This window comes from Streptomyces sp. NPDC006197 (genome assembly GCF_040613865.1).
Taxonomy (GTDB): Bacteria; Actinomycetota; Actinomycetes; order Streptomycetales; family Streptomycetaceae; genus Streptomyces.
Window position 1 is genome coordinate 1 of sequence record NZ_JBEXSZ010000058.1, and the last position, 21,342, is coordinate 21,342.

The 21,342-nt window shown below is 74.1% G+C and carries 20 protein-coding genes and 1 other RNA gene; 13 read left to right on the forward strand and 8 right to left on the reverse strand.

Annotated elements, in window-relative coordinates; translation table 11 throughout:
• Window positions 1-388: 388 nt before the first annotated feature.
• On the reverse strand, window positions 389-1,516 hold the full coding sequence (locus tag ABZ318_RS19540) for a hypothetical protein (protein WP_356903715.1): 1,128 nt from the start codon (window positions 1,514-1,516) through the stop codon (window positions 389-391).
• A 231-nt stretch (window positions 1,517-1,747) separates the two neighbouring features.
• Between ABZ318_RS19540 and ABZ318_RS19545 the strand changes: the two genes are divergently transcribed.
• From ABZ318_RS19545 to ABZ318_RS19560, 4 genes are all read left to right on the forward strand, one after another.
• Window positions 1,748-2,782, forward strand: a complete 1,035-nt coding sequence (locus tag ABZ318_RS19545) for an iron-siderophore ABC transporter substrate-binding protein (protein WP_356903716.1) — start codon at window positions 1,748-1,750, stop codon at window positions 2,780-2,782.
• 152 nt (window positions 2,783-2,934) lie between these two features.
• Window positions 2,935-3,753: a Nif3-like dinuclear metal center hexameric protein gene (locus ABZ318_RS19550; RefSeq protein WP_356903717.1), complete on the forward strand. Its 819-nt coding sequence runs from the start codon at window positions 2,935-2,937 to the stop codon at window positions 3,751-3,753.
• Entirely contained in the window at window positions 3,750-4,493 is a 744-nt protein-coding gene (locus tag ABZ318_RS19555; protein WP_356903753.1) for a C4-type zinc ribbon domain-containing protein, read from the forward strand. The genes ABZ318_RS19550 and ABZ318_RS19555 overlap by 4 nt, the downstream gene beginning before the upstream one ends.
• A complete protein-coding gene (locus ABZ318_RS19560) occupies window positions 4,493-6,271 on the forward strand; it encodes a bifunctional RNase H/acid phosphatase (RefSeq protein WP_356903718.1) in 1,779 nt (592 codons plus the stop codon). Before ABZ318_RS19555 ends, ABZ318_RS19560 begins: the two co-directional genes overlap by 1 nt.
• A 150-nt stretch (window positions 6,272-6,421) precedes the next feature.
• Here the strand turns inward: ABZ318_RS19560 and eda are convergent, their stop codons facing one another.
• Together eda and yaaA are read right to left on the reverse strand one after the other, a co-directional pair.
• Window positions 6,422-7,069: a bifunctional 4-hydroxy-2-oxoglutarate aldolase/2-dehydro-3-deoxy-phosphogluconate aldolase gene (eda, locus tag ABZ318_RS19565; protein ID WP_356903719.1), complete on the reverse strand. Its 648-nt coding sequence runs from the start codon at window positions 7,067-7,069 to the stop codon at window positions 6,422-6,424.
• 65 nt (window positions 7,070-7,134) lie between these two features.
• Window positions 7,135-7,902: a peroxide stress protein YaaA gene (gene yaaA, locus ABZ318_RS19570; RefSeq protein WP_356903720.1), complete on the reverse strand. Its 768-nt coding sequence runs from the start codon at window positions 7,900-7,902 to the stop codon at window positions 7,135-7,137.
• A gap of 267 nt (window positions 7,903-8,169) precedes the next feature.
• On the opposite strand from yaaA, the gene ABZ318_RS19575 reads away from it, so the two are divergent.
• Complete coding sequence (locus ABZ318_RS19575) at window positions 8,170-9,612, forward strand: RNB domain-containing ribonuclease (protein WP_356903721.1); 1,443 nt, start codon at window positions 8,170-8,172, stop codon at window positions 9,610-9,612.
• On the opposite strand, the gene ABZ318_RS19580 is transcribed toward ABZ318_RS19575, so the two are convergent.
• Window positions 9,557-10,468 carry a hypothetical protein gene (locus tag ABZ318_RS19580; RefSeq protein WP_356903722.1) on the reverse strand — a complete coding sequence of 304 codons (912 nt, stop codon included), beginning with the start codon at window positions 10,466-10,468 and terminating at the stop codon, window positions 9,557-9,559. The two genes, ABZ318_RS19575 and ABZ318_RS19580, sit on opposite strands and share 56 nt — an antisense overlap.
• 210 nt (window positions 10,469-10,678) lie before the next feature.
• Between ABZ318_RS19580 and rnpB the strand changes: the two genes are divergently transcribed.
• An RNA gene (rnpB, locus tag ABZ318_RS19585) (RNase P RNA component class A) lies at window positions 10,679-11,077 on the forward strand.
• 69 nt (window positions 11,078-11,146) lie between these two features.
• On the opposite strand, the gene ABZ318_RS19590 is transcribed toward rnpB, so the two are convergent.
• Window positions 11,147-11,659 carry a DUF1203 domain-containing protein gene (locus tag ABZ318_RS19590; RefSeq protein ID WP_356903723.1) on the reverse strand — a complete coding sequence of 171 codons (513 nt, stop codon included), beginning with the start codon at window positions 11,657-11,659 and terminating at the stop codon, window positions 11,147-11,149.
• A 140-nt stretch (window positions 11,660-11,799) separates the two neighbouring features.
• On the opposite strand from ABZ318_RS19590, the gene ABZ318_RS19595 reads away from it, so the two are divergent.
• Together ABZ318_RS19595 and ABZ318_RS19600 are read left to right on the forward strand one after the other, a co-directional pair.
• Window positions 11,800-12,261 (forward strand): VOC family protein, encoded by a 462-nt coding sequence (locus tag ABZ318_RS19595; protein ID WP_356903724.1) that lies wholly within the window; start codon window positions 11,800-11,802, stop codon window positions 12,259-12,261.
• 166 nt (window positions 12,262-12,427) lie between these two features.
• Window positions 12,428-12,751 (forward strand): nuclear transport factor 2 family protein, encoded by a 324-nt coding sequence (locus ABZ318_RS19600; protein ID WP_356903725.1) that lies wholly within the window; start codon window positions 12,428-12,430, stop codon window positions 12,749-12,751.
• A gap of 54 nt (window positions 12,752-12,805) precedes the next feature.
• Here the strand turns inward: ABZ318_RS19600 and ABZ318_RS19605 are convergent, their stop codons facing one another.
• On the reverse strand, window positions 12,806-13,582 hold the full coding sequence (locus ABZ318_RS19605) for an SDR family oxidoreductase (protein WP_356903726.1): 777 nt from the start codon (window positions 13,580-13,582) through the stop codon (window positions 12,806-12,808).
• Between the two features lie 102 nt (window positions 13,583-13,684).
• On the opposite strand from ABZ318_RS19605, the gene ABZ318_RS19610 reads away from it, so the two are divergent.
• Window positions 13,685-15,313 (forward strand): alkaline phosphatase D family protein, encoded by a 1,629-nt coding sequence (locus ABZ318_RS19610; protein ID WP_356903727.1) that lies wholly within the window; start codon window positions 13,685-13,687, stop codon window positions 15,311-15,313.
• Here ABZ318_RS19610 and ABZ318_RS19615 read toward each other — a convergent pair.
• Window positions 15,300-16,307: a Gfo/Idh/MocA family oxidoreductase gene (locus ABZ318_RS19615; RefSeq protein WP_356903728.1), complete on the reverse strand. Its 1,008-nt coding sequence runs from the start codon at window positions 16,305-16,307 to the stop codon at window positions 15,300-15,302. The genes ABZ318_RS19610 and ABZ318_RS19615 overlap by 14 nt on opposite strands.
• Window positions 16,308-16,384: 77 nt before the next feature.
• On the opposite strand from ABZ318_RS19615, the gene ABZ318_RS19620 reads away from it, so the two are divergent.
• Window positions 16,385-17,680, forward strand: a complete 1,296-nt coding sequence (locus ABZ318_RS19620) for a multidrug effflux MFS transporter (RefSeq protein ID WP_356903729.1) — start codon at window positions 16,385-16,387, stop codon at window positions 17,678-17,680.
• 9 nt (window positions 17,681-17,689) lie between these two features.
• Window positions 17,690-18,667, forward strand: a complete 978-nt coding sequence (locus ABZ318_RS19625) for a small ribosomal subunit Rsm22 family protein (RefSeq protein WP_356903730.1) — start codon at window positions 17,690-17,692, stop codon at window positions 18,665-18,667.
• Between the two features lie 32 nt (window positions 18,668-18,699).
• On the opposite strand, the gene ddaH is transcribed toward ABZ318_RS19625, so the two are convergent.
• Window positions 18,700-19,530, reverse strand: a complete 831-nt coding sequence (gene ddaH / locus ABZ318_RS19630; RefSeq protein WP_356903731.1) for a dimethylargininase — start codon at window positions 19,528-19,530, stop codon at window positions 18,700-18,702.
• 164 nt (window positions 19,531-19,694) lie between these two features.
• Here ddaH and ABZ318_RS19635 point away from each other — a divergent pair, with 164 nt between their 5' ends.
• Both ABZ318_RS19635 and ABZ318_RS19640 read left to right on the forward strand, forming a co-directional pair.
• Entirely contained in the window at window positions 19,695-20,327 is a 633-nt protein-coding gene (locus ABZ318_RS19635) for a TetR/AcrR family transcriptional regulator (RefSeq protein WP_356903732.1), read from the forward strand.
• A 113-nt stretch (window positions 20,328-20,440) separates the two neighbouring features.
• Window positions 20,441-21,220: a bifunctional DNA primase/polymerase gene (locus ABZ318_RS19640; RefSeq protein WP_356903733.1), complete on the forward strand. Its 780-nt coding sequence runs from the start codon at window positions 20,441-20,443 to the stop codon at window positions 21,218-21,220.
• Window positions 21,221-21,342 lie beyond the last annotated feature (122 nt).

Here is a 21,342-nt window from a genome sequence, read left to right on the forward strand (position 1 = left end):
TCTGGTGCCGTGGATCGCAAGGCGGAGGAGGGAGGCAACGCGGAGCGTTGTCGACTGACGACAACGCGGCGAGGCGCGGCACCAGACGCCGCGAGCCCGGCCTGATCGGCAAGACACCCCCCAGGCAGGGGGCCCGTCGGAAGACGGGCGGTGGGGAGAAGGCGAAGGGCCCCGGGGGGTGACCCCGGGGCCCTTCGTTTCTTCCCTCAGTGCGCGTGGGCGTCGGCCTCGCGGCGGTGCCGGCCGTGCGGCGAGGACGTGGAATCCTCCGCCGGGGACGCCTGACCGCGGTGCTTCCCGGAGCCGTGCGACTCCGTACCCTGCGTGCTTGCTTCCGACATGCTCGAACTCACCCCGTACGTCTTGCTCTTGCTGTGCGGCAGTGAGTCTAACCAGCCGGGTTGCGGTCCGTCAGAGGAGCCTGCTGCAAAGGCACCGGACGGCACACCCGGGGCTCCTCGACGACCACCGGCTCGGGCTCCGGCTCCGGCGGCATCTCCAGGCCGGCGAGCCCGCACGGCACCTCGGCCGTCGCGTACGGCAGCCGCAGCACGCCCTCGGCCGTCCACAGGCCCGCCCCGGCCAGCCAGCCCTGGGGCGCGGCCAGTTGGGCCATCCGGCGGGCCGAGGGCTGCCAGGTGCCCACCCAGCTGCCGCCCGCCGCGTCGATCCGCAGCGCCACCGCGCAGCTCTCCGGCATCAGCACCTGCCCCGGCTGCACCGCGAACGGCGTCACGGCCGCGTCGTCGAGCCGCAGGCACTCGGGGAAGCGCACCGGTAGCAGGCTCCCGAGCACGCCCCAGCCGAGCCGGTCGTGCCCCGGCGCGTCGGAGCGGATCAGGAGCAGTCCGCTGTCCGGGTCGGCGAGCAGCAGCCGGTCGTGGCTCTCCTCGGTGATCTGGAGCAGCGGCGTCACCTCCCCGCCCCGCTCCAGGTCGACGGCGACCGCCTTCACCGGCCCGTCGTCGAGCCGCCGGTCGAGTGCGAGCATCCGGCCCGTGCGGTCGAGCCACACCCCGCCCGTGCAGCGGCCCTTGACCTCCGCCACCTGCTCCGGGCCGAAGGCCCCGCCCGCCACCAGCCACAGCGTCGTCGTGTCGGGGCCGACGCACATCGCGTACGCGCAGATGCCGTCCGGCGAGGGCGGGAGCAGCACCAGCCGCTCGGAGCCGGGCGCCTCCACCGCGCCGAGCCGGAGCTCGCCGGTGTCCGGGCCGGTGGGGTACAGCAGCGAGAACGTGTTCCGTCGCCCGTCGACGCGGCGGGCGACGAGGACCCGGCCGTCCGCGAGGGGCAGCAGCCGGGTGCCGGGCTCCTCCGGCTGGCCGAGGGGGAGCGGCACGGCGTACGGCTCGGGGCCGTCGAGCGTCCACCTCTCCACGTACAGGGCGTCGCCCTCGCCCGCGAGCCTGGCCGCGTACGCGCCGTTGGCCGTGATCGTGAACCCCGTCGGCCATGCCGCGCCGGGGTCGCGGTCGTCGTCCTCGGCCGTGGTCTCGATGGCACACGCTGTCATCGACTCGTCACCTCCGGCAACGAAGCTAGTTTTCGCACTTCCAGCCGAACAACACGAGCAGGGTCACTTCACACATAAGGGTGGCTGTCCGGTGGTTCGGCTGAGGGTGAGGGGGTGGTTGTGCTGGAGTGACCCATGGTGAGTAAGGTAAGGCGAACCTAAGTGGAGGTCCCGCCTCCGCTGGACCGTGTCCGTACGCCCCGCCGGGACGACCAGTACAGGAGCCTTCTCATGTCCCTCCGCCGCCGCGGCACCGCCGCCGTCGTCGCCCTCGCCGCCGCGCTCTCGCTCGCGGCCTGCGGAGGGGGCGACGGGCCCTCCGGCCCCGCCGGGAAGGAGGACACGGCCAAGAAGAAGGACGTCGCCACCGGCGGCAAGGACTTCGGCGACGCCGCCGCCAAGACCGCGGCCATGGGCACCGACGCGAAGCCCGGCCAGTTCCCCCGCACCCTCACCCACGCCCTCGGGAAGACCGAGCTGAAGACCGCCCCCAAACGGGTCGTCGTCCTCGACGTCGGCGAGCTCGACAACGTCGTCTCCCTCGGCGTCAAGCCCGTCGGCTACGCCCCCTCCGAAGGCGACGACGGCATCCCCGGCTACCTCGCCAAGGACGCAGGCACCCCGAAGTCCGTCGGCACCATCAACAACCTCAACCTGGAGGCCATCGCCAACCTCCAGCCCGACCTCATCCTCGGCAGCCAGCTGCGCGCCGCCGACAAGTACGACGAGCTGTCGAAGATCGCGCCCACCGTGTTCTCCATCCGCCCGGGCTTCACCTGGAAGGAGAACTACCTCCTCAACGCCGCCGCGCTCGACAGGACGGCCGAGGCGAAGGCGAAGCTCGCCGCCTACGAGACCAAGGCCAAGCAGCTCGGCGCGGACATCGGGGCGAACAAGCCGACCGTCTCCATGGTCCGCTACCTCCCCGGCAAGATCCGCCTCTACGCCAAGGCCTCCTTCATCGGCACGATCCTGGAGGACGCCGGCCTGCCCCGGCCCAAGAACCAGCAGATCGACGAGCTCGCCGCCGAGATCAGCCCCGAGAAGATCGACGAGGCCGACGCCGACTGGATCTTCACCGGCGTCTACGGCGACGCCAAGGCCACCAAGAAGGACACCGCCCAGGCCAACCCGCTCTGGAAGAACCTCAAGGCCGTCAAGGCCGGCCGGGCGAAGGACGTCCCGGACGAGACCTGGTACCTCGGCCTCGGCGTCACGGCGGCGAACAGCGTCCTCGACGACCTGCGCGGCTACCTCGTGAAGTAGGCGGCGAAGCCCCTGGCGCCGATCGGCGGCCAGGGGCTTCCTCCGTCCGGGGGGCACGGCAGCGACGATCGAGGAACCCCGACGGCGGCCCGCCACCCCCGCGAAAGCGGCGCCGGTTCAGGCCCAAAGGGGAGACAGGTAGCCTTTCCCTCGTGCCCCGTCTGTCTGAAGTCATCGCCGAGCTCGACGCCCTCTGGCCACCGGAGCGAGCCGAGTCGTGGGACGCCGTCGGCACCGTCTGTGGCGACCCCGACGCCGAGGTCACCCGTGTCCTCTTCGCCGTCGACCCCGTCCAGGAGATCGCCGACGAGGCCGTCGCCCTCGGCGCCGACCTGATCGTCACCCACCACCCGCTCTACCTGCGCGGTACGACGACGGTCGCGGCCGGCCACTTCAAGGGCCGCGTCGTGCACACCCTGATCAAGCAGGACATCGCCCTCCACGTCGCGCACACCAACGCCGACACCGCCGACCCCGGCGTCTCCGACGCCCTCGCCGGCGCGCTCGACCTCCGGGTCACCGGACCTCTCGTCCCCGAGAACAACCTCGGCCGGATCTGCGAGCTCGACCACCCCGAGACCCTCGCCGACTTCGCCGCCCGCGCGGCGAAGCGGCTGCCCGCCACCGCGCAGGGCATCCGGGTCGCCGGCGACCCCGCCATGACCGTGCGCCGCGTCGCCGTCAGCGGCGGCTCCGGCGACAGCCTCTTCGACGCCGTACGAGCCGCGGGCGTCGACGCCTTCCTCACCGCCGACCTGCGCCACCACCCGGTCTCCGAGGCCACCCAGCACTCTTCGCTGGGCCTGGTCGACGCCGCCCACTGGGCCACCGAATGGCCCTGGTGCGAGCAGGCCGCCGCACAGCTCGACGAGATTTCCGACCGCCACGGCTGGGGCCTCCGCGTCCACGTCTCGAAGACGGTCACCGACCCCTGGTCCTCCCACCACACCTCCCCTGGAGCCCCCAACTGAACGCCGCGCCCGCCGACCAGATCCGCCTCCTCGACGTCCAGGCCCTGGACGTCCGCCTCCAGCAGCTCGCCCACAAGCGCCGCTCGCTGCCCGAGCACGCCGAGATCGAGGGGCTGACCAAGGACCTCACCCAGCTGCGCGACCTGCTCGTCGCCGCGCAGACCGAGGAGAGCGACTGCGGCCGCGAGCAGACCAAGGCCGAGCAGGACGTCGACCAGGTCCGCCAGCGCGCCGCCCGCGACCAGCAGCGGCTCGACTCCGGCGCCGTCTCCTCCCCGAAGGACCTGGAGAGCCTCCAGCGCGAGATCGTCTCCCTCGCCAAGCGCCAGGGCGACCTGGAGGAGATCGTCCTCGAGGTCATGGAGCGCCGCGAGGCCGTCCAGGAGCGCCTCGCCGAGCTGACCGAGCGGGTCACCGCCGTGCAGGCCAAGGTGGACGACGCCACCGCGCGCCGCGACGCCGCGCAGGGCGAGCTGGACGCCGAGTCCGCCTCCGTCGCCAAGGAGCGCGAGCTCGTCGCGGGCTCCGTCCCGGCCGACCTGATCAAGCTGTACGAGAAGCTGCGCGAGCAGCAGGGCGGTGTCGGCGCGGCCCGGCTGTACCAGCGCAAGTGCGAGGGCTGCCACATCGAGCTCAACATCACCGAGCTCAACGAGGTCCGCGCCGCCGCGGCCGACACGGTCGTCCGGTGCGAGAACTGCCGCCGGATCCTCGTCCGCACCTCGGAGTCCGGCCTGTAATGCGCGAACTCGTGGTCGAGGCGGACGGCGGCTCCCGGGGCAACCCGGGGCCCGCCGGCTACGGCGCGGTCGTCCTCGACCCCGCGACGGGGGAGACCCTCGCGGAGGCCGCCGAGTACATCGGCGTGGCCACGAACAACGTCGCCGAGTACAAGGGCCTCGTGGCGGGCCTGAAGGCGGCCCGGGAACTCTTCCCGGACGCCCTCGTCCACGTCCGCATGGACTCCAAGCTGGTCGTCGAGCAGATGTCCGGCCGCTGGAAGATCAAGCACCCGGACATGAAGCCGCTCGCGGCCGAGGCCGGACGGGTCTTCCCGCCCGGCCGGGTCCGTTACGAGTGGATCCCGCGCGAGCGGAACAAGCACGCGGACCGGCTCGCGAACGAGGCGATGGACGCGGGCAAGCGGGGCCTCCAGTGGGAGCCCTCGGGCTCCACGGCGGGCCTCGACGCCACGGCCGCCCGCAACGCCGCGACCCCGCCCCCGTCGGGCCCGCCCGGCGACGCGACGGCGGGCGCGGCCCGGGCGCGCGCGGCGCTGGCGGGCACGGCGGGGGGCGCCGGTGCGGGTACGGCCGGCGGCCTTGGTACGGGTACGACCGGGGGCCTCGGTACGGGCACGGGCTCGGGTGCCTGGCCGGGTGCGGTGTCGCGCCCGGCGGCCCCGGACACGGTTCCGGACGACGGCCTGTTCGCCGCCGAGGAGGCCGTCGCGGCCTCGATCGCCTCCGGCGACTTCGAGGCGGAGGCGGGCGCGCTGGCCCGAACGGGCCACGCGGTTCGGAGCACAAGCCCGGGCACCGCCGAGGCCGACGGGCCCGCGGCCGGTGCCGCTCCGGCGCAGGTTGGTTCCGCGGCGACGCCCACGGCGAGCGCGGGCACCGCCGAGGCCGACGGGCCTGCGGCCGATGCCGCTCCGGCGCAGTCCGGCCCCGCGGCGACGCCTGCCGCGGGCGCCGCGCCCGCGCAGGGCGGAGCCGCTCCGGCTCCGGCCGCGCCCGCTGTGACGCCCGCGGCGGGCGCCGCACCCGCGCAGGCCGGCGCCGCTCCGGCCCGGGCAGGTCTCGCGGTGACGCCCACGGCGGGCAGCACGCCCGCGCAAGCCGGCGCCGCAGGTGCGCCCGCCGCCCGCCAGGGCTGGACCGGTCCCGACATGGGGGCGCCCGCGACGTTCGTGTTGTTGCGGCACGGGGAGACCGCGCTCACGCCCGAGAAGCGGTTCTCGGGGAGCGGGGGGAGCGACCCCGAGCTGTCGACGGCCGGGTTGCGCCAGGCCGAGGCCGTCGCCGAGGCGCTCGCCGCGCGCGGCACCATCCAGGAGATCGTCAGCTCGCCGCTCGCCCGCTGCCGCCAGACCGCCGGTGCCGTCGCCGCCCGGCTCGGCCTGGACGTGCGGATCGAGCAGGGCCTGCGGGAGACCGACTTCGGCGCCTGGGAGGGCCTGACGTTCGGTGAGGTCCGCGAGCGGTACCCGGAGGACCTCGACGCCTGGCTGGCCTCGCCGAAGGTCGCGCCGACCGGCGGGGGCGAGAGCTTCGCGACCGTCGCCCGGCGCGTCGCCGCGACCCGGGACCGGCTGACCGCCGCGTACGCGGGCCGTACGGTCCTCCTGGTCACCCACGTCACGCCCATCAAGACCCTGGTCCGGCTCGCGCTCGGCGCCCCGCCGGAGTCGCTGTTCCGGATGGAGCTGTCGGCGGCCTCGATCTCGGCCGTGGCCTACTACGCCGACGGCAACGCCTCCGTACGGCTCCTCAACGACACCTCGCACCTGAGGTAGCCGCCGCAGACCGCCGGCGTCCGGCCCGTACCCCCATCTCCCGCATGACGTGGTCCTTCACGGACCTGGCCAACCCCACCAGCAACGCCCTCCACCAGCGCCTCGGCCACCGCCCCGTCATCGCCCGCCTCGGCGTGGCGTTCATCGGGCTCACGCCCTGACCGGCGCCCGCAGCGCCGCCGCGCCGCGGGCGAGGGACTCCACGCGCCCCCAGTCGCGGGCGGCGAGCGCGGCGGGCGGGAGCATCCACGTGCCGCCGACGCAGCCGACGTTCGGCAGGGCCAGGTAGGCGGGGGCGGAGTCGGGGGAGATGCCGCCCGTGGGGCAGAAGCGGGCCCGGGGGAGCGGGCCCGCGAGGGACTTCAGGTACGGGACGCCGCCCGCAGCCTCGGCCGGGAAGAACTTCATGTCCTCGACCCCGCGTTCGACGAGGGCCACGACCTCCGAGGCCGTCGAGACCCCCGGCAGGAACGGCACGCCGGAGTCCCGCATCGCGCCGAGCAGCCGCTCGGTCCACCCCGGGCTGACCAGGAACCGCGCCCCCGCGCCCACCGCGTCCGCGACCCCGGCCGCCGAGACGACGGTGCCCGCGCCGACGACCGCCTCCGGCACCTCGGCCGCGATCGCGCGGACGGCGTCGAGCGCGGCGGGGGTGCGCAGGGTGACCTCGATCAGCGGCAGCCCGCCGGCCACCAGGGCCCGCGCCAGGGGGACGGCGTCGGCGGCGTCCTCGATCACGACGACGGGGACGACGGGGACGTCCCGGTCCCCCGGGGCAAGGCCGAACACGCTCGTCATGGGCGTCATCCTGCCCAGGGCGAGCGTCACCCGCAACGAGCGTTGCGGAGGGTGCAACGGCTCCGCTAGTGGATCTCGTCCACGAGCACGTCGAGCGCCCCCGCCTTGCCGCCCTCCTCCACGACGTACCGCAGATCGCGCAGCGCCTCCACCAGCTCCGCCGGCGAACCGGGCGCCGCGCCCGCCTCCAGCAGGCTCCGCACGATCCGGCCCTTCGTCGCCTTGTTGAAGTGGCTGACCACCTTCCGGGTCGGCGCGTGCAGCACCCGCACCGTCGCCGTCCGGGCCGCGACCTCCCCCTTCGGCTTCCACGCCGACGCGTACGCCGACGAACGCAGGTCCAGGACGAGACCGTCCCCGGCCGCCTCCGGCAGCACGTCCGCCATCGCCGTCCGCCAGTGCGCGTTCAGCGCGCCGAGACCCGGCAGCTTCACCCCCATCGAGCAGCGGTACGACGGGATCCGGTCCGTCACCTTCACCGCGCCCCACAGCCCCGAGAACACGAGCAGCGAGCTCCCCGCCCGCTCCCGGGCCGCCGCGTCCAGGGTCGCCAGGCCCAGCGCGTCGTACAGCACGCCCGTGTAGACCTCCCCGGCCGGACGCGCGCCCGCCGTCCGCAGCTCCGCGTTCTTCGCGACCTCGCCGCGCAGCCCCTCGCTCAGGCCGAGCACCTCGCGCGCCTTCTCCTCGTCGGCGGCGCACAGCTCGACCAGCTCGTCCAGGACCGCCGCCCGCGCCTCCGCGAGCCCCGGCAGGGACAGCGACTCCGGCTTGAGCGGCGCCCCGCGCCCCGAGGAGGCCTTGCCTTCGGAGGGCGGCAACAGCACGAGCACGGTGGTTCTCCTTCGTCCGTACGGGGATGGGGGTGCGGCCCCGACGGTCCAGCGTACGAGGTCCCGCCCCTGGCTCCGCCCCCCGTACGAGCTCCCGGGTCTCGTCCCCGCCCCCGTACGAGCTCCCGGGTCTCGCTCCCTGCCCCCGTACGAGCTCCCGGGTCTCGTCCCCGCCCCCGTACGAGCTCTCCCGTACGAGGTCCCACACCCCGCCTCCCCGCCCCCGTACGAGGTGCCGCACCCCGCCCCAGCTCATACGCTCGGTCCATGCCCCGCCGCCACCTCCACGTGACCGGCGCAGCCGAGGCTCCGCTGCGGGCCGCCCTGCGCGCACTCCGTACCGAGCTCGCGATCCCCGAGGCCTTCCCGCCCGCCGTCCTCGCCGAGGCCGAAGCCGCCGCCAAGATCCCCCGGCTCCCCTCGTACGACGCCACCGACCTGCCGTTCTTCACGATCGACCCGCCCGCCTCCACCGACCTCGACCAGGCCATGCACCTGGCCCGCCGGGCCGACGGCGGCTACCGGGTGCACTACGCCATCGCCGACGTCGCCGCCTTCGTCACCCCCGGCGGCGCGATCGACGCCGAGGCCCACCGGCGCGTCCTCACCCTCTACTTCCCCGACGGCAAGGTCCCCCTCCACCCGCCCGTCCTCTCCGAGGGCGCCGCCAGCCTGCTCCCCGGCGAACCCCGCCCCGCCCTGCTCTGGCGCATCGACCTCGACGCCGAGGGGCGGAGGGTCGCGACCGACGTCCGCCGCGCCCTCGTCCGCAGCCGCGCCAAACTCGACTACGCGGGCGTGCAGCGGCGGATCGACGACGGGACCGCCGAGGAACCGCTCGCCCTCCTCCGGGACGTCGGCCGGCTCCGCGAGGCCCTGGAAGCCGAGCGCGGCGGCATCTCCCTCAACGTCCCCGAGCAGGAGATCGTCGAGCGGGACCACACCTACGCCCTCGAATACCGGGCGCCGCTCCCCGCCGACGGCTGGAACGCGCAGATCTCCCTCCTCACCGGCATGGCCGCCGCCGACCTCATGACCGCCGCCGGCACCGGCATCCTGCGCACCCTCCCCACCGCCCCCGACGGCGCCGTCGCCCGGCTGCGCCGCTCCGCCCACGCCCTCGGCGTCGACTGGCCGCACCACGTCTCCTACGCGGACGTCGTCCGCTCGGCCGACCCCACGAACCCGCGCCACGCCGCCTTCCTCCAGGAGTGCACCACCCTGCTGCGCGGCGCCGGGTACACCGTCTTCACCGACGGCCACGTTCCCACCCCGGCCGTGCACGCCGCCGTCGCCGACGAGTACACCCACGCCACCGCCCCGCTGCGCCGCCTCGCCGACCGGTACGCGGGCGAGCTGTGTGTGGCGGCCGTCGCCGGGGACGAGCCGCCCGAGTGGGTACGGACCGCCCTGCCCGCCCTGCCCGACGAGATGGCCACCGGCGCCCGCCGCGCCAACACCGTCGAACGCGAGAGCGTCGACATCGTCGAGGCGGCCCTCCTGAAGGAACGGGTCGGCGAGATCTTCGACGCGTACGTCATCGACGTGAAGGAACGCGAACCGGCCGTCGGCACCGTCCACCTGGAGGATCCGGCGGTCGTCGCCCGGATCGAGGGCGGCGCGACGAGGCTCCCCCTGGGAGAGTGGCTCCGCGTCAGGCTGTCGGAAGCGGACCCGGGGACGGCGAAGGTCCTGTTCGCGCCCGCGTGAGCGCGTCGTACAGGGCCCTGGGATCGTCGGCGTGCACCCTGAGGGTGTGGACGGGGCGGGGCGTGCCGAGCAGTCGGGGCGCGTCGACCGGCCCGGTCAGCTCGATCGTGACGGAGGTCTGGGAGCCGACGGCGAGGTTCAGCTCGCCCTCGGCCTTCTCGTGCGAGAAGCACAGCTCACGCCGGACGGCCGAGATCCGGTCGAGCGGGACGGACACGTCGACGTGCGCGCCCTGCCGCAGCCGCAGGACGTTCCCGGCGAGCGTGTGCGGGCGGGTCACGGAGGCGGCGTGCAGCCCCAGGACGAACAGCACGGTGTAGACGTCCAGGACGAGGAAGACCGCGTGGACGAAGGGCCACTCGGCCAGCAGGTACGACATGCCGACCGTCTCGACCACGCACACGAACGCGAAGCCGTACATCAGCGCCGCCTGGTCCCGGCCGTGCGGGAACACCCCGTCCGCGCCCGCCACCCCGTGCGGCCGCCGCGCGATCCAGCGCCCCAGGCTCGCCAGCAGGCGGAGCTCGTGTCCGATGAGCCGCAGCGCGGGCCCGGGCACCAGCTCGGCCGCGACGGCCCGCCGGGAGAGCCCGCGCCTCCGCAGCCGCACCCAGACGACGACCTCGGCGGCGAGCAGCCCCAGGACGAGCGCCTCCCCGGCGAGCAGCACGCCCCCGGGTATCCGTACGCCCGCCAGGAGACAGACGAAGAGCACGAACTCGGCGGGCAGCGCGGCGTACGCGACCCCGCGCAGCAGCCGCAGCCCCCGACCGCGCGCGTGCACGCCACCCGCCCGCTCCCGACCCGTCGCGCGCCCGCCGCCACCGGTCACCGGCCCGCCCCCCGGCTCCGTCATCGACCCGCCCCCCTCTTCTCGCCCCCTCTTCCCCCTGAATCAACGTCCCTCCACGTCCCGCCGTTCCCGCACCGGCCCGACCGCCCGCCGTACCTCCGACGGGACCTCGCCCCCTTCGGCACGTCGCTTCCACTGCCGGAACCCTTCGGCTTCGACCTGGAGACGGCCGACTTCCCCTGAATCGGCGGGTAGCATGGTCGGCACGGCAGACGAGCCGGGCGGACGGCCGCGTGGAGATCCCCGGATCTCCCCGAGGAACGTCCGGGCTCCACAGAGCAGGGTGGTGGCTAACGGCCACCCGGGGTGACCCGCGGGACAGTGCCACAGAAAACAGACCGCCGGGGACCTCGGTCCTCGGTAAGGGTGAAACGGTGGTGTAAGAGACCACCAGCGCCTGAGGTGACTCAGGCGGCTAGGTAAACCCCACCCGGAGCAAGGTCAAGAGGGGACACCCCGGTGTCCCTGCGCGGATGTTCGAGGGCTGCTCGCCCGAGTCCGCGGGTAGACCGCACGAGGCCGGCGGCAACGCCGGTCCTAGATGGATGGCCGTCGCCCCGACGACCGCGAGGTCCCGGGGCACAGAACCCGGCGTACAGCCCGACTCGTCTGTCGGCCCACGTGGGGAGGGCCCCCGAGCAGGTTTCCGCCTGGTCGGGGGCCCTTCTCGTGGCCGCGGTGTCAGGGGCGCCGGACCTCGAAGTGGAAGCAGCCGTACTCGACCGCCCGGACGTGCACCAGGGCCACCGCCGGATCGGCGAAGGCCTCGGTGAGGGCCTGGTCGAAGCCGTCGGCGGGGGTCTCCGGGAGCTCCAGGAGGCGGCCTCCGACGATCCGGCCGGCCGCGTCGTAGCGGCGGAGGACGCGGAGCGCCCCGGGGCGGGAGAAGGGGTACGTCTCCGAGGGCGCGGGCCCGCCGCAGTCCTCGGCGTGGAGGAAGACGGGGCCCTGCTCGTCGTACGCCCCGGGCTCGGCACCGGTCTCGGCGGCCCAGCGGCGCAGGGGCGCGTACGAGACGAGGGCGATCCGCTCGCCGGGCACGGAGAGCCGCAGGCAGCAGCGGAGGGGATCGCCGCCGTCGGTGGCGGTGCGGGGCACGCAGGCGCGGCCGGCGTCGTCGGTGACGCGCAACCGGGCGAGGGTCGCGGAGGGGATCGCGAGGGCACGGTACGCCGTGGCGGTGTGGGTGCTCATGACGCCAGGGTGTCGGGCCGGCTCCCGTGCCGCTGGCGCAATTCGGACGGCGTGCTGAGGCGTCCGGTGTTCCGCCGGGCGACTGTCAGAGGGCTCCGATACGGTCGCCTGGCGAACCGCTACGAAGGGAGCACGTCCCCATGAGCCGCCGTTTCCAGGTCACCTTCGACGCCCACGACCCCCGTGCGCTGTCCTCCTTCTGGCGTGACGCGCTGGGGTACGTCCACCCGGGGCCGCCCGGGGTCGAACTGCCCGAGGGCGCCGACCTGCTGGCCGCCTGGGACGACTTCCTCGCGAGGGCCGGCGTACCGGAGGCGGAGCGCAACGCGAGGTCCGCCATCGAGGACCCGGACGGGCAGGGCCCGCGCGTCTTCTTCCAGCGGGTGCCGGAGGACAAGGCCGGCAAGAACCGGGTGCACCTCGACGTCCGCGCCGCCCCCGGGCTCGTGGGGGAGGAGCGCATGGCGGCCCTGGAGGCCGAGTGCGACCGGCTCGTCGGCCTCGGGGCGAAGCGGGTGCGCCGCTTCGAGCCCGCTCCGCCGATGAGCGGCGGCCACATCGTGATGACCGACCCCGAGGGCAACGAGTTCTGCCTGGACTGAACCGTTCCGCCGTCTGGTTCGCGGCGGTCGGCACCAGCGACCCGCCGGCGGACCCGCCCGCGGCGGCAAGACCTGTGACTGGTCCTGACGGACCGGGACCGCTGTCGGAGGGACCTCACGGCCGGGGTGAACGGTCAGGGCGGTCCCACGGGTGTACGCGTAGAGCATGACCATTCCCGTGGACCGACTCAGCGACCCGGCCGTGCGCGTCTTCGTCACGGCTCTCAACGCCAACGACGAGGCCGCCCTCTTCGAGGCCCTGACACCCGACGTGACCATGTCCGACGACGGCTCCGACCGCGATGTGCGGGAGTGGCTCGACCGCGAGGTGTTCGCCTCGCGCGGGCACATGGACGTCGAGTCCGAGGCGGACGGCGGGCGCGCGCTCGTCGCCCGCTACCGCAACGACACCTGGGGCGAGATGCGTACCAAGTGGGCCTTCACCGTCGACGGCGGGAAGATCTCGCGCTTCGAGACCGGGCAGGCCTGATCCCCCTCCGGCCGGGGGTGGGCCTCACCCCCGGCCGGTGTGCGGCACGGGATCTCAACCCCGGCCGATGTACGGCATCGTCGTCGCCATCACCGTCGCGAACTGCACGTTCGCCTCCAGCGGCAGCCCCGCCATGTGCACCACCGTCGCCGCCACGTCCGCCGCGTCCATCACCGGCTCCACCGCCAGCTCGCCGTTGGCCTGGAGGATGCCGGTCTGCATGCGGGCCGTCATCTCCGTCGCCGCGTTGCCGATGTCGAGCTGACCGCAGGCGATCCGGTACGGCCGTCCGTCGAGGGACAGGGACTTCGTCAGGCCCGTCATCGCGTGCTTCGTCGCCGTGTACGCGATCGAGTGCGGGCGCGGCACGTGCGCGGAGATCGAGCCGTTGTTGATGATCCGGCCGCCCTGCGGGTCCTGCTCCTTCATGGTCCGGAAGGCCGCCTGGGCGCAGAGGAACGCGCCCGTCAGGTTCACGTCGACGACCGCGCGCCAGGTCGCCGGGTCCAGGTCCTCGACGGGGACGCCGCCGCCCGCGAACGTACCGGCGTTGTTGAAGAGCAGGTCGACCCGGCCCCAGTGGTCCCGTACGGACGCGAAGAGGGCCGCCACCTCCTCCTCGGAGGTCACGTCCGTCGGGACGGACAGGAAGTCGCCCGCCGGGAGGGCCGCCGCCGTCTCCTCCAGGGCCCCGGCCCTGCGGCCCGCGAGGGCCACCGACCAGCCGGCCGCCGCGAGGGCCAGCGCCACGCTCCGCCCGATGCCCGAACCGGCTCCCGTCACCACTGCGATGCTCATGGGCGCGCAGCGTACGCGAGACGCGTGCCCCATGAACTCATCCGTCCGACACGTGGATGTTCTGTACTCGACAATGAGAGGTCGTTCCCTCCCCTTCGAATGACGGACGGACAGCATCCGTCTGGGGAGGGGCACATGGACCACGTACAGCATTCCGAGGAACTCCTCGCCGCCGCGCGCCACTTCGGGCGCCGCCGGTTCCTCACCGTCACCGGCGCGGCCGCCGCGCTCGCCTTCGCGACCCAGCTGCCCGCGGCCGGCACCGCGGCCGCCGACGAGCTGGACGCCCGGCGTGTCACGGAGGACCCGTTCACCCTGGGCGTGGCCTCGGGCGACCCCCTGCCCGGCTCCGTGCTCCTGTGGACCCGGCTCGCGCCCCGCCCCTTCGAGCCCGACGGCGGGCTGCCCGCCGGCCGGGTCTCCGTGCACTGGGAGCTCGCCCGCGACGAGCGCTTCACCCGGATCGTCCGGCGCGGCCTGGCGACCGCGCACCCCGAGTTCCGGCACAGCGTCCACGTCGAGGTCGGGCACCTCGACTCCGACCGCGTGTTCTTCTACCGCTTCCGGGCCGGCGAGTGGGTCAGCCCGGTGGGGCGGACCCGCACCGCCCCGGCCCCCGGTGCCCGGAACACCGCCCTGAAGCTGGCCGCCGTCTCCTGCCAGGCCTACCACGACGGGTACTTCACGGCCTACGGCCACCTCGCCCGGGAGGACGTCGACGTCGTCTTCCACCTCGGCGACTACCTGTACGAGTACGCCGTCAACGCCACCGGCGGCGCCCGCGCCTACACCGACCGGACCCTTCCGGGCGTCTTCAACCGCGAGACGCTCACCTTGGAGGACTACCGGCTCCGCCACGCGCTCTACAAGTCGGATCCCGACCTGCGGGCCGCGCACGCCGCCCACCCCTTCGTCGTCACCTGGGACGACCACGAGACCGAGAACAACTACGCGGGCGACACCCCCGAGAACGGCGTCCCACCGGAGGAGTTCCTGCTCCGCCGCGCCGCCGCCTACCGCGCCTACTGGGAGCACCAGCCCCTGCGCCGCCCCCAGCTGCCCGAGGGTCCCGACATGAGGCTGTACCGGCGGCTGCGCTTCGGGCGGCTCGCCCAGTTCGACGTCCTCGACACCCGCCAGTACCGCTCCGACCAGGCGTACGGGGACGGCTGGCAGGTCCCGGGCCCCGAGTCCGAGGACCCGGCGCGCACCCTGACCGGCGCCGCCCAGGAGCGCTGGCTGCTCGACGGCTGGCGCGCCTCCGAGGCCCGCTGGAACGTGCTGCCGCAGCAGGTGGTGTTCTCCGAGCGCCGCGACCGCTCCACCGCCGACTTCAAGCTGTCCATGGACTCCTGGGACGGCTACCCGGCCTCCCGGCGGCGGATCCTCGCGGGGGCCGAGGCCGCCGGCGTCGAGAACCTGATGGTGCTCACCGGTGACGTCCACGTCGGCTACGGGCTCGACATCAAGGCCGACTTCCGCGACCCGGCCTCCCGGACCCTCGGCACCGAGATCGTCGCCACGTCGGTCACCAGCGGCAGGGACGGCGCCGACCGGCCGTCCAACTACGACAAGCTCATGCAGGCCAACCCGCACCTGAGGTTCTTCAACGGGCGCCGCGGCTACGTGACCGTCGAGCTCGGCGAGGAGAGCGCCCGTGCCGACTTCCGCACGGTTCCGTACGTGACCCGGCCGGGCGCCCCCGTCACCACCGCCGCCTCCTACGTCACGGAGGCGGGCGACCCGGGGCTCACACCCGTGTAGCCGCGAGTTCGGAGGGGTAGCGGACGCCGATGCGGTCCCGTACCGCGTCGAGCGTCCGCATCACCGCGAGCGAGCCGTCCAGGGGGACGAGCGGGGACTCCGTCCCGCCGGCGCGCAGGCAGCGCATCACCTCCGCCGCCTCGTGCCGCAGCGAGTGCGGGTCGTCCTCGTTCACGTACTCCTCCGGTTCCGCGCCGTTGCGCAGCAGCGTGAACCGCTCGGGGAAGAAGAAGCCGCGCGGGACGTCGATCCGGCCCTCCGTGCCCGTCACCGAGGCCGTCAGCGGGGTGTCCGCCTCCAGCGAGCAGGACAGCAGGGCCGAGGCGCCCGAGTCCCAGCCCAGCAGCATGCCCGTGTTCAGGTCGACGCCCTCCGGCGAGATCCGCGCGTGCGCGTGGACCGTGGACGGCTCGCCGAGCAGCAGCTGCGCGAACGACACCGGGTACACCCCGAGGTCGAGCAGCGCCCCGCCGCCCACCGCCGGGTCCCGCAGCCGGTGGCCGGCGTCGAAGGGGCCCGCGATCCCGAAGTCGGCCTGGACCGTGCGGACTTCGCCGATCGCCCCGTCGCGCACGAGCTCGGCGATCCGCCGGACCAGCGGGTTGCAGTACATCCACATGGCCTCCATCAGGAAGAGGCCGCGGTCCCGGGAGAGGGTGACGAGTTCCTCCGCCTCGCGGGCGTTGAGTGTGAGAGCCTTCTCGCAGAGCACCGCCTTTCCCGCCTCCAGGGCGAGGCCGGCAGCCATCCGGTGCGCGTGATGCGGAGTCGCCACGTACACCACGTCGACGTCCTCGTCGGCGAAGAGCCCGGCCCATTCCCCGTACGCCCGCGGAATCCCGAACCGGTCCGCGAAGGCCTTCGCCGACGCCTCCGTACGGGACGCCACCGCGACGACCTCCGCGCCGTCGAGCGTCGTCAGGTCCGTGGTGAACCGTTCCGCTATGCCGCCCGTCGCCAGGATTCCCCAGCGCACCGTCCTGTTCGCGTCCATCCCCGCCCTCATCATCCCCACCCCACAGGTCTCGACCATGCCGGTCGAGCTGAGAGCATAGACAAGGATTCAACGAAATGGAGCAGTCGATGCCGGAGAGCGGCCAGAAAACAACACAAGGACACATAACCGAAACCGCCCCGGCCGTCACCGCCGCCCGGCGTACGGGACTCCTCGTCACCCTCGTCCTGGGCGGACTCACCGCCCTCCCCGCGCTCTCCATGGACATGTACCTCCCGGCACTCCCGGAGGTCACCGGCGCGCTGCGGGCCCCCGCCGCCACCGTGCAGCTCACCCTCACCGCCTGCCTCGCCGGCATGGCCCTCGGCCAGCTCGTCGTCGGCCCCATGAGCGACAAGTGGGGACGCCGGCGCCCGCTGCTCGCCGGCATGGCCGTGTACGTCCTCGCCACCGCCGTCTGCGCCCTCGCCCCCACCGCCGAACTCCTCATCGGCTTCCGGCTCCTCCAGGGCCTCGCCGGCGCCGCCGGCATCGTCATCGCCCGCGCCGTCGTCCGCGACCTGTACGACGGCGTCGAGATGGCCCGCTTCTTCTCCACCCTGATGCTGATCTCCGGCGCCGCCCCGATCATCGCCCCCCTCATCGGCGGCCAGATCCTCCGGCTCACCGACTGGCGGGGCGTCTTCCACGTCCTCACCGCGATCGGCGTCCTGCTCACCCTCGTCGTCTGGCGCTTCCTCCACGAGACGCTGCCCCCCGAGCGGCGGCACGAGGGCGGGGTCGGACAGGCCCTGCGCACCATGCGGGGCCTCCTCGCCGACCGGGTCTTCACCGGCTACATGCTGACCGGCGGACTCGCCTTCGCCGCCCTCTTCGCGTACATCAGCGCGTCCCCGTTCGTCGTCCAGGAGATCTACGGAGCCTCGCCGCAGACCTTCAGCCTGCTCTTCGGCCTCAACTCCATCGGGCTCGTCGCCGTCGGCCAGATCAACGGCAAGCTCCTCGTCGGCCGCGTCAGCCTCGACAAGGCGCTCGGCTGCGGCCTCGGGACCATCCTGCTCGCGGCCGTCGCCCTGACCCTCATGACCAGCGGCGTCCTCGGAAAGGTCGGGCTCGCCCCGGTCGCCGCCGGACTCTTCGTCCTGATGTCCGCGATGGGCCTGGCCATGCCCAACACCAACGCCCAGGCCCTCATGCGCACCCCGCACGCCGCCGGATCCGCCTCCGCCCTCCTCGGCACCTCCTCCTTCCTCATCGGCGCCGTCGCCTCCCCGCTCGTCGGCATCGCGGGCGAGCGCACCGCCGTCCCCATGGCGGTCGTCCAGCTCGGCTGCGCCGTCCTGGCCCTGGCCTGCTTCCTGGGCCTCTGCCGCCCCTGGCAGTCCGCGAAGGCGCAGGGCCCGGCCGCCTAGACTGTTGCGGTGAACGCCTCAGCTCCCTCCGCCGACTCCCTGCGCGCCGCCCTCGCCGGGCTCCTCGACGGGCTGCCGCCCCACCGGGCCGCGCAGGCCGTCGAGCGGCTGATCGCCAACTACCGGGGCACCACCCCGACGGACGCCCCCGTGCTGCGCGACCGCTCCGACGTCGCCGCGTACGCCGCGTACCGCATGCCGGCGACCTTCGAGGCGGTACGGGGCGCCCTCGACGCCCTCCGGGAGGCCGCGCCCGACTGGGCGCCGCGCACCCACACCGACGTCGGCGGCGGCACGGGCGCGGCGAGCTGGGCCGTCGCCGAGGCCTGGGGAGAGGAGCCGCCGCGCACCACCGTCCTCGACTGGGCGGAGCCCGCCCTCGCGCTCGGCCGCGAGCTGGCCGACGGCGTCCTGGACGCGGAGTGGCGGCGCGAGCGGATCGGCTCCGCCCTGAGCCTCGCCGACGCCGACCTCGTCACCGTCTCGTACGTCCTCAAGGAGCTGACCGAGGCCGACCGGGCGGCGCTCGTCACCGAGGCGGCCCGCGCCGCGCAGGCCGTGGTGATCGTCGAGCCCGGCACGCCCGACGGCTACGAGCGGATCATCGCGGCCCGCACCCTGCTGATCGACGCCGGCTTCGCCGTCGCCGCGCCCTGCCCGCACAGCGGGGCCTGCCCGATCGTGCCCGGCACGGACTGGTGCCACTTCTCCGCCCGGGTGAGCCGCTCCTCGCTGCACCGGAAGGTGAAGGGCGGGTCGCTGTCGTACGAGGACGAGAAGTACGCGTACGTGGCGGCGACCAGGTTCCCGGTGACCCCCGCCGTCTCCCGGATCATCCGTCGCCCGCAGATCCGCAAGGGGCAGGTCCTGCTGGAGCTGTGCGGACCCGAGGGCCTCGGCCGCGAGACCGTCACCAAGCGCCACGGGCCCCTGTACAAGCAGGCCCGTGACGCCGAGTGGGGCGACGCGTGGGGTGAGGACGCCTAGGAGCTGTCCGGCGGATCAGGGTCGGGCAGGCCCTAGGGCCGCAGCTCCTGGGTGCAGCACTTCACGCTGCCGCCGCCCTTGAGGAGCTCGCCCAGGTCCATGCCGACCGGTTCGAAGCCCCGGGCGCGGAGGGGCTCGAAGAGGCCCACCGCGGCCTGCGGGAGCAGGACGTGCCGGCCGTCGCTCACCGCGTTGAGCCCGAGGGCCGCCGCGTCCTGGCCGGTCGCGATCAGCGCGTCCGGGAAGAGCCGGGCGAGCACCGCGCGGCTGCCGGGGGAGAAGGCGTCCGGGTAGTACATGACCTCGTCCCGGGCGTCGTCCAGGACGCACAGCGCCGTGTCCAGGTGGTAGTAGCGCGGGTCCACCAGCTCCAGGCCGATCACCGGGCGGCCGAAGAACTCCTGCGCCTCGTCGTGGGAGAGCGGGCTGGAGCGGAAGCCGCGGCCGGCGAGGATCCAGGAGGCGGTGACGGCGAAGTCGCCCTCGCCCTCGTTCACGTGCTCCGGCACGCGCACGTCGTCGTCCGCCCAACCGTTCCTGCGGAACCAGGACACATGGGCGTCGGCCTCGCGGGCCCGCTCCGGGTGGGCGAACTTCGCGCCGAGGACCCGGCCCTCGACGACCGTCGCGCCGTTCGCCGCGAAGACCATGTCCGGCAGCGCCGGGTCGGGCTCCAGGAGCTCCACGGTGTGGCCGAGCGAGCGGTAGCGGTCGCGCAGGTCCTCCCACTGGGCGAGGGCGAGCGGCAGGTCGACCGGTTTCGTGGGGTCCATCCAGGGGTTGATGGAGTACGTCACCGTGAAGTGCGTGGGTGGGCACATCAGATAACGGCGGGGCGAGGGCGTGCGCGGAGTGGGGCGCAATGAAGGCTCCTCACGGACGGGCGGCCGGAGCGGCCGGTGATCTGTGGTCGATCGGTGGACCCATGGTCCGCTCTCGGCGGGCTCCGCGCTGTGGACCGTTCGGGTGGTTCGGGGCCCGCCCAGTGGGCGAGACGCGGCGTCTCGTTCGCTGCTAGATTGGGGCCATGCCCGAGACCAGGCCCGCCAAGGCCGCCCCCGACGCCTCCCGCCGCAGCGAGCGCTCCCGTCGCGCCATCTTCGACGCCGCCCTCGCCCTCGTCTCCGAGACCGGCTACGCGAAGACCACCATCGAGGGCATCGCCGCCCGCGCCGGCGTCGGCAAGCAGACCATCTACCGCTGGTGGCCCTCCAAGGCGGCCGTCCTCCTCGACGCCTTCCTCGACCTCGCGGCCCGGGCCAACGAGGCCCTCGGTGGAGACGCCGGCAGTGAGATCCCCGACACCGGAGACCTCGCCGCCGACCTCAAGCTCGTGCTGCGCGCCACCGTCGACGAGCTGGCCAACCCCGCCTTCGACGGCCCCACCCGCGCCCTCGCCGCCGAGGGCGTCGTCGACCCCGAGCTCGGCGCCCGCTTCACCGAGGCCCTGCTCGAACCCCAGCTCCAGTACTACGTCCGCCGCATCGAGGCCGCTCAGGCCAAGGGCGACATCGATCCGGGGGTCGATCCCCGCGTCGCCGTCGAACTCCTCGTCGGACCGCTCCACCACCGCTGGATCCACCGCACCCTGCCGCTCACCCACGCCTACGCCGACACCCTCGTCGACCTCGCCCTGCGCGGCCTCGCCCCCCGTACCTGACCCCGTCCGCACACCGGTTCCCCACCCCGGTTCCACACTCCGGTCACCCGGGGCGCAGGATGGTGGGACCATGGGCAGAGCCGAACGGGCGAGCATGAGGTGTGAGGGGATAGATGGGCGACGGCATCGGCCGCTACCGCGGCACGGAGAGCAGACTCGCACAGTGGCTGCGCAGGCGCCCCAAACGCACCGCGGCCGACGACGAGAACGACCGCGAGAAGCTGCTCCTGGCCACCGCCGCCGCCGGGCTGCCCCTGGCCCCCGCCGCGTACCCCGTGGGCTACAGCTGTTCCTGTGAGCGGATCGGCTGTCCCACCCCCGCCCGGCACCCCGTCTCCTTCGCCTGGCAGACGCAGTCGACCACCGACCGCGCGCAGATCGAGCGCTGGGCCCGCAACGAGCCCGAGGCGAACTTCGTCACCGCCACCGGCATGGTCCACGACGTCCTCGACGTCCCGCTGGCCGCCGGCCGCGCCGCCCTGGAGCGCCTCCTCGCGGAGGGCGTGGAGGTCGGCCCGGTCGCCGAGTCCGCCGACGTCGACACGGTCGGCGGGCGGATGCTCTTCTTCACCGCCACCCGGGGCACCCCCGAGGACGAGGACGAGTGGTGGCCGTGCGAGCTGGACTGCCACCCCGAGACGATGGACGAGCATCCGGGGCTGCGCTGGCACTGCCGCGGCAGCTACGTCCTCGTGCCGCCGGCCCGGCTGCCCGGGGACGAGGACGCCCACCCGGTCGTCGCCTGGCTCCGCGGTCCCGAGCACCCGCTGCCCGACCCGCTGAACCTCCTGGAGGCCCTCCAGGACGCCTGCGCCCGCCACGCGGCCGAGCGCGAGGCGGACGGGGACGGGGAGCACACGGCCCACGAAATCGCCTGGCCGCTGACCCGCTGAGCCCCGCCTGGGCCGGCCGCCGACGGACGAGTTGAGCCCCGTCGCCCGGGCCGGCCGCCGACGCGCTGGGCCCCGCACGGGGCGGCCGCTGACGCGCTGAGCCCGTCGCCCGGCCGCGGACG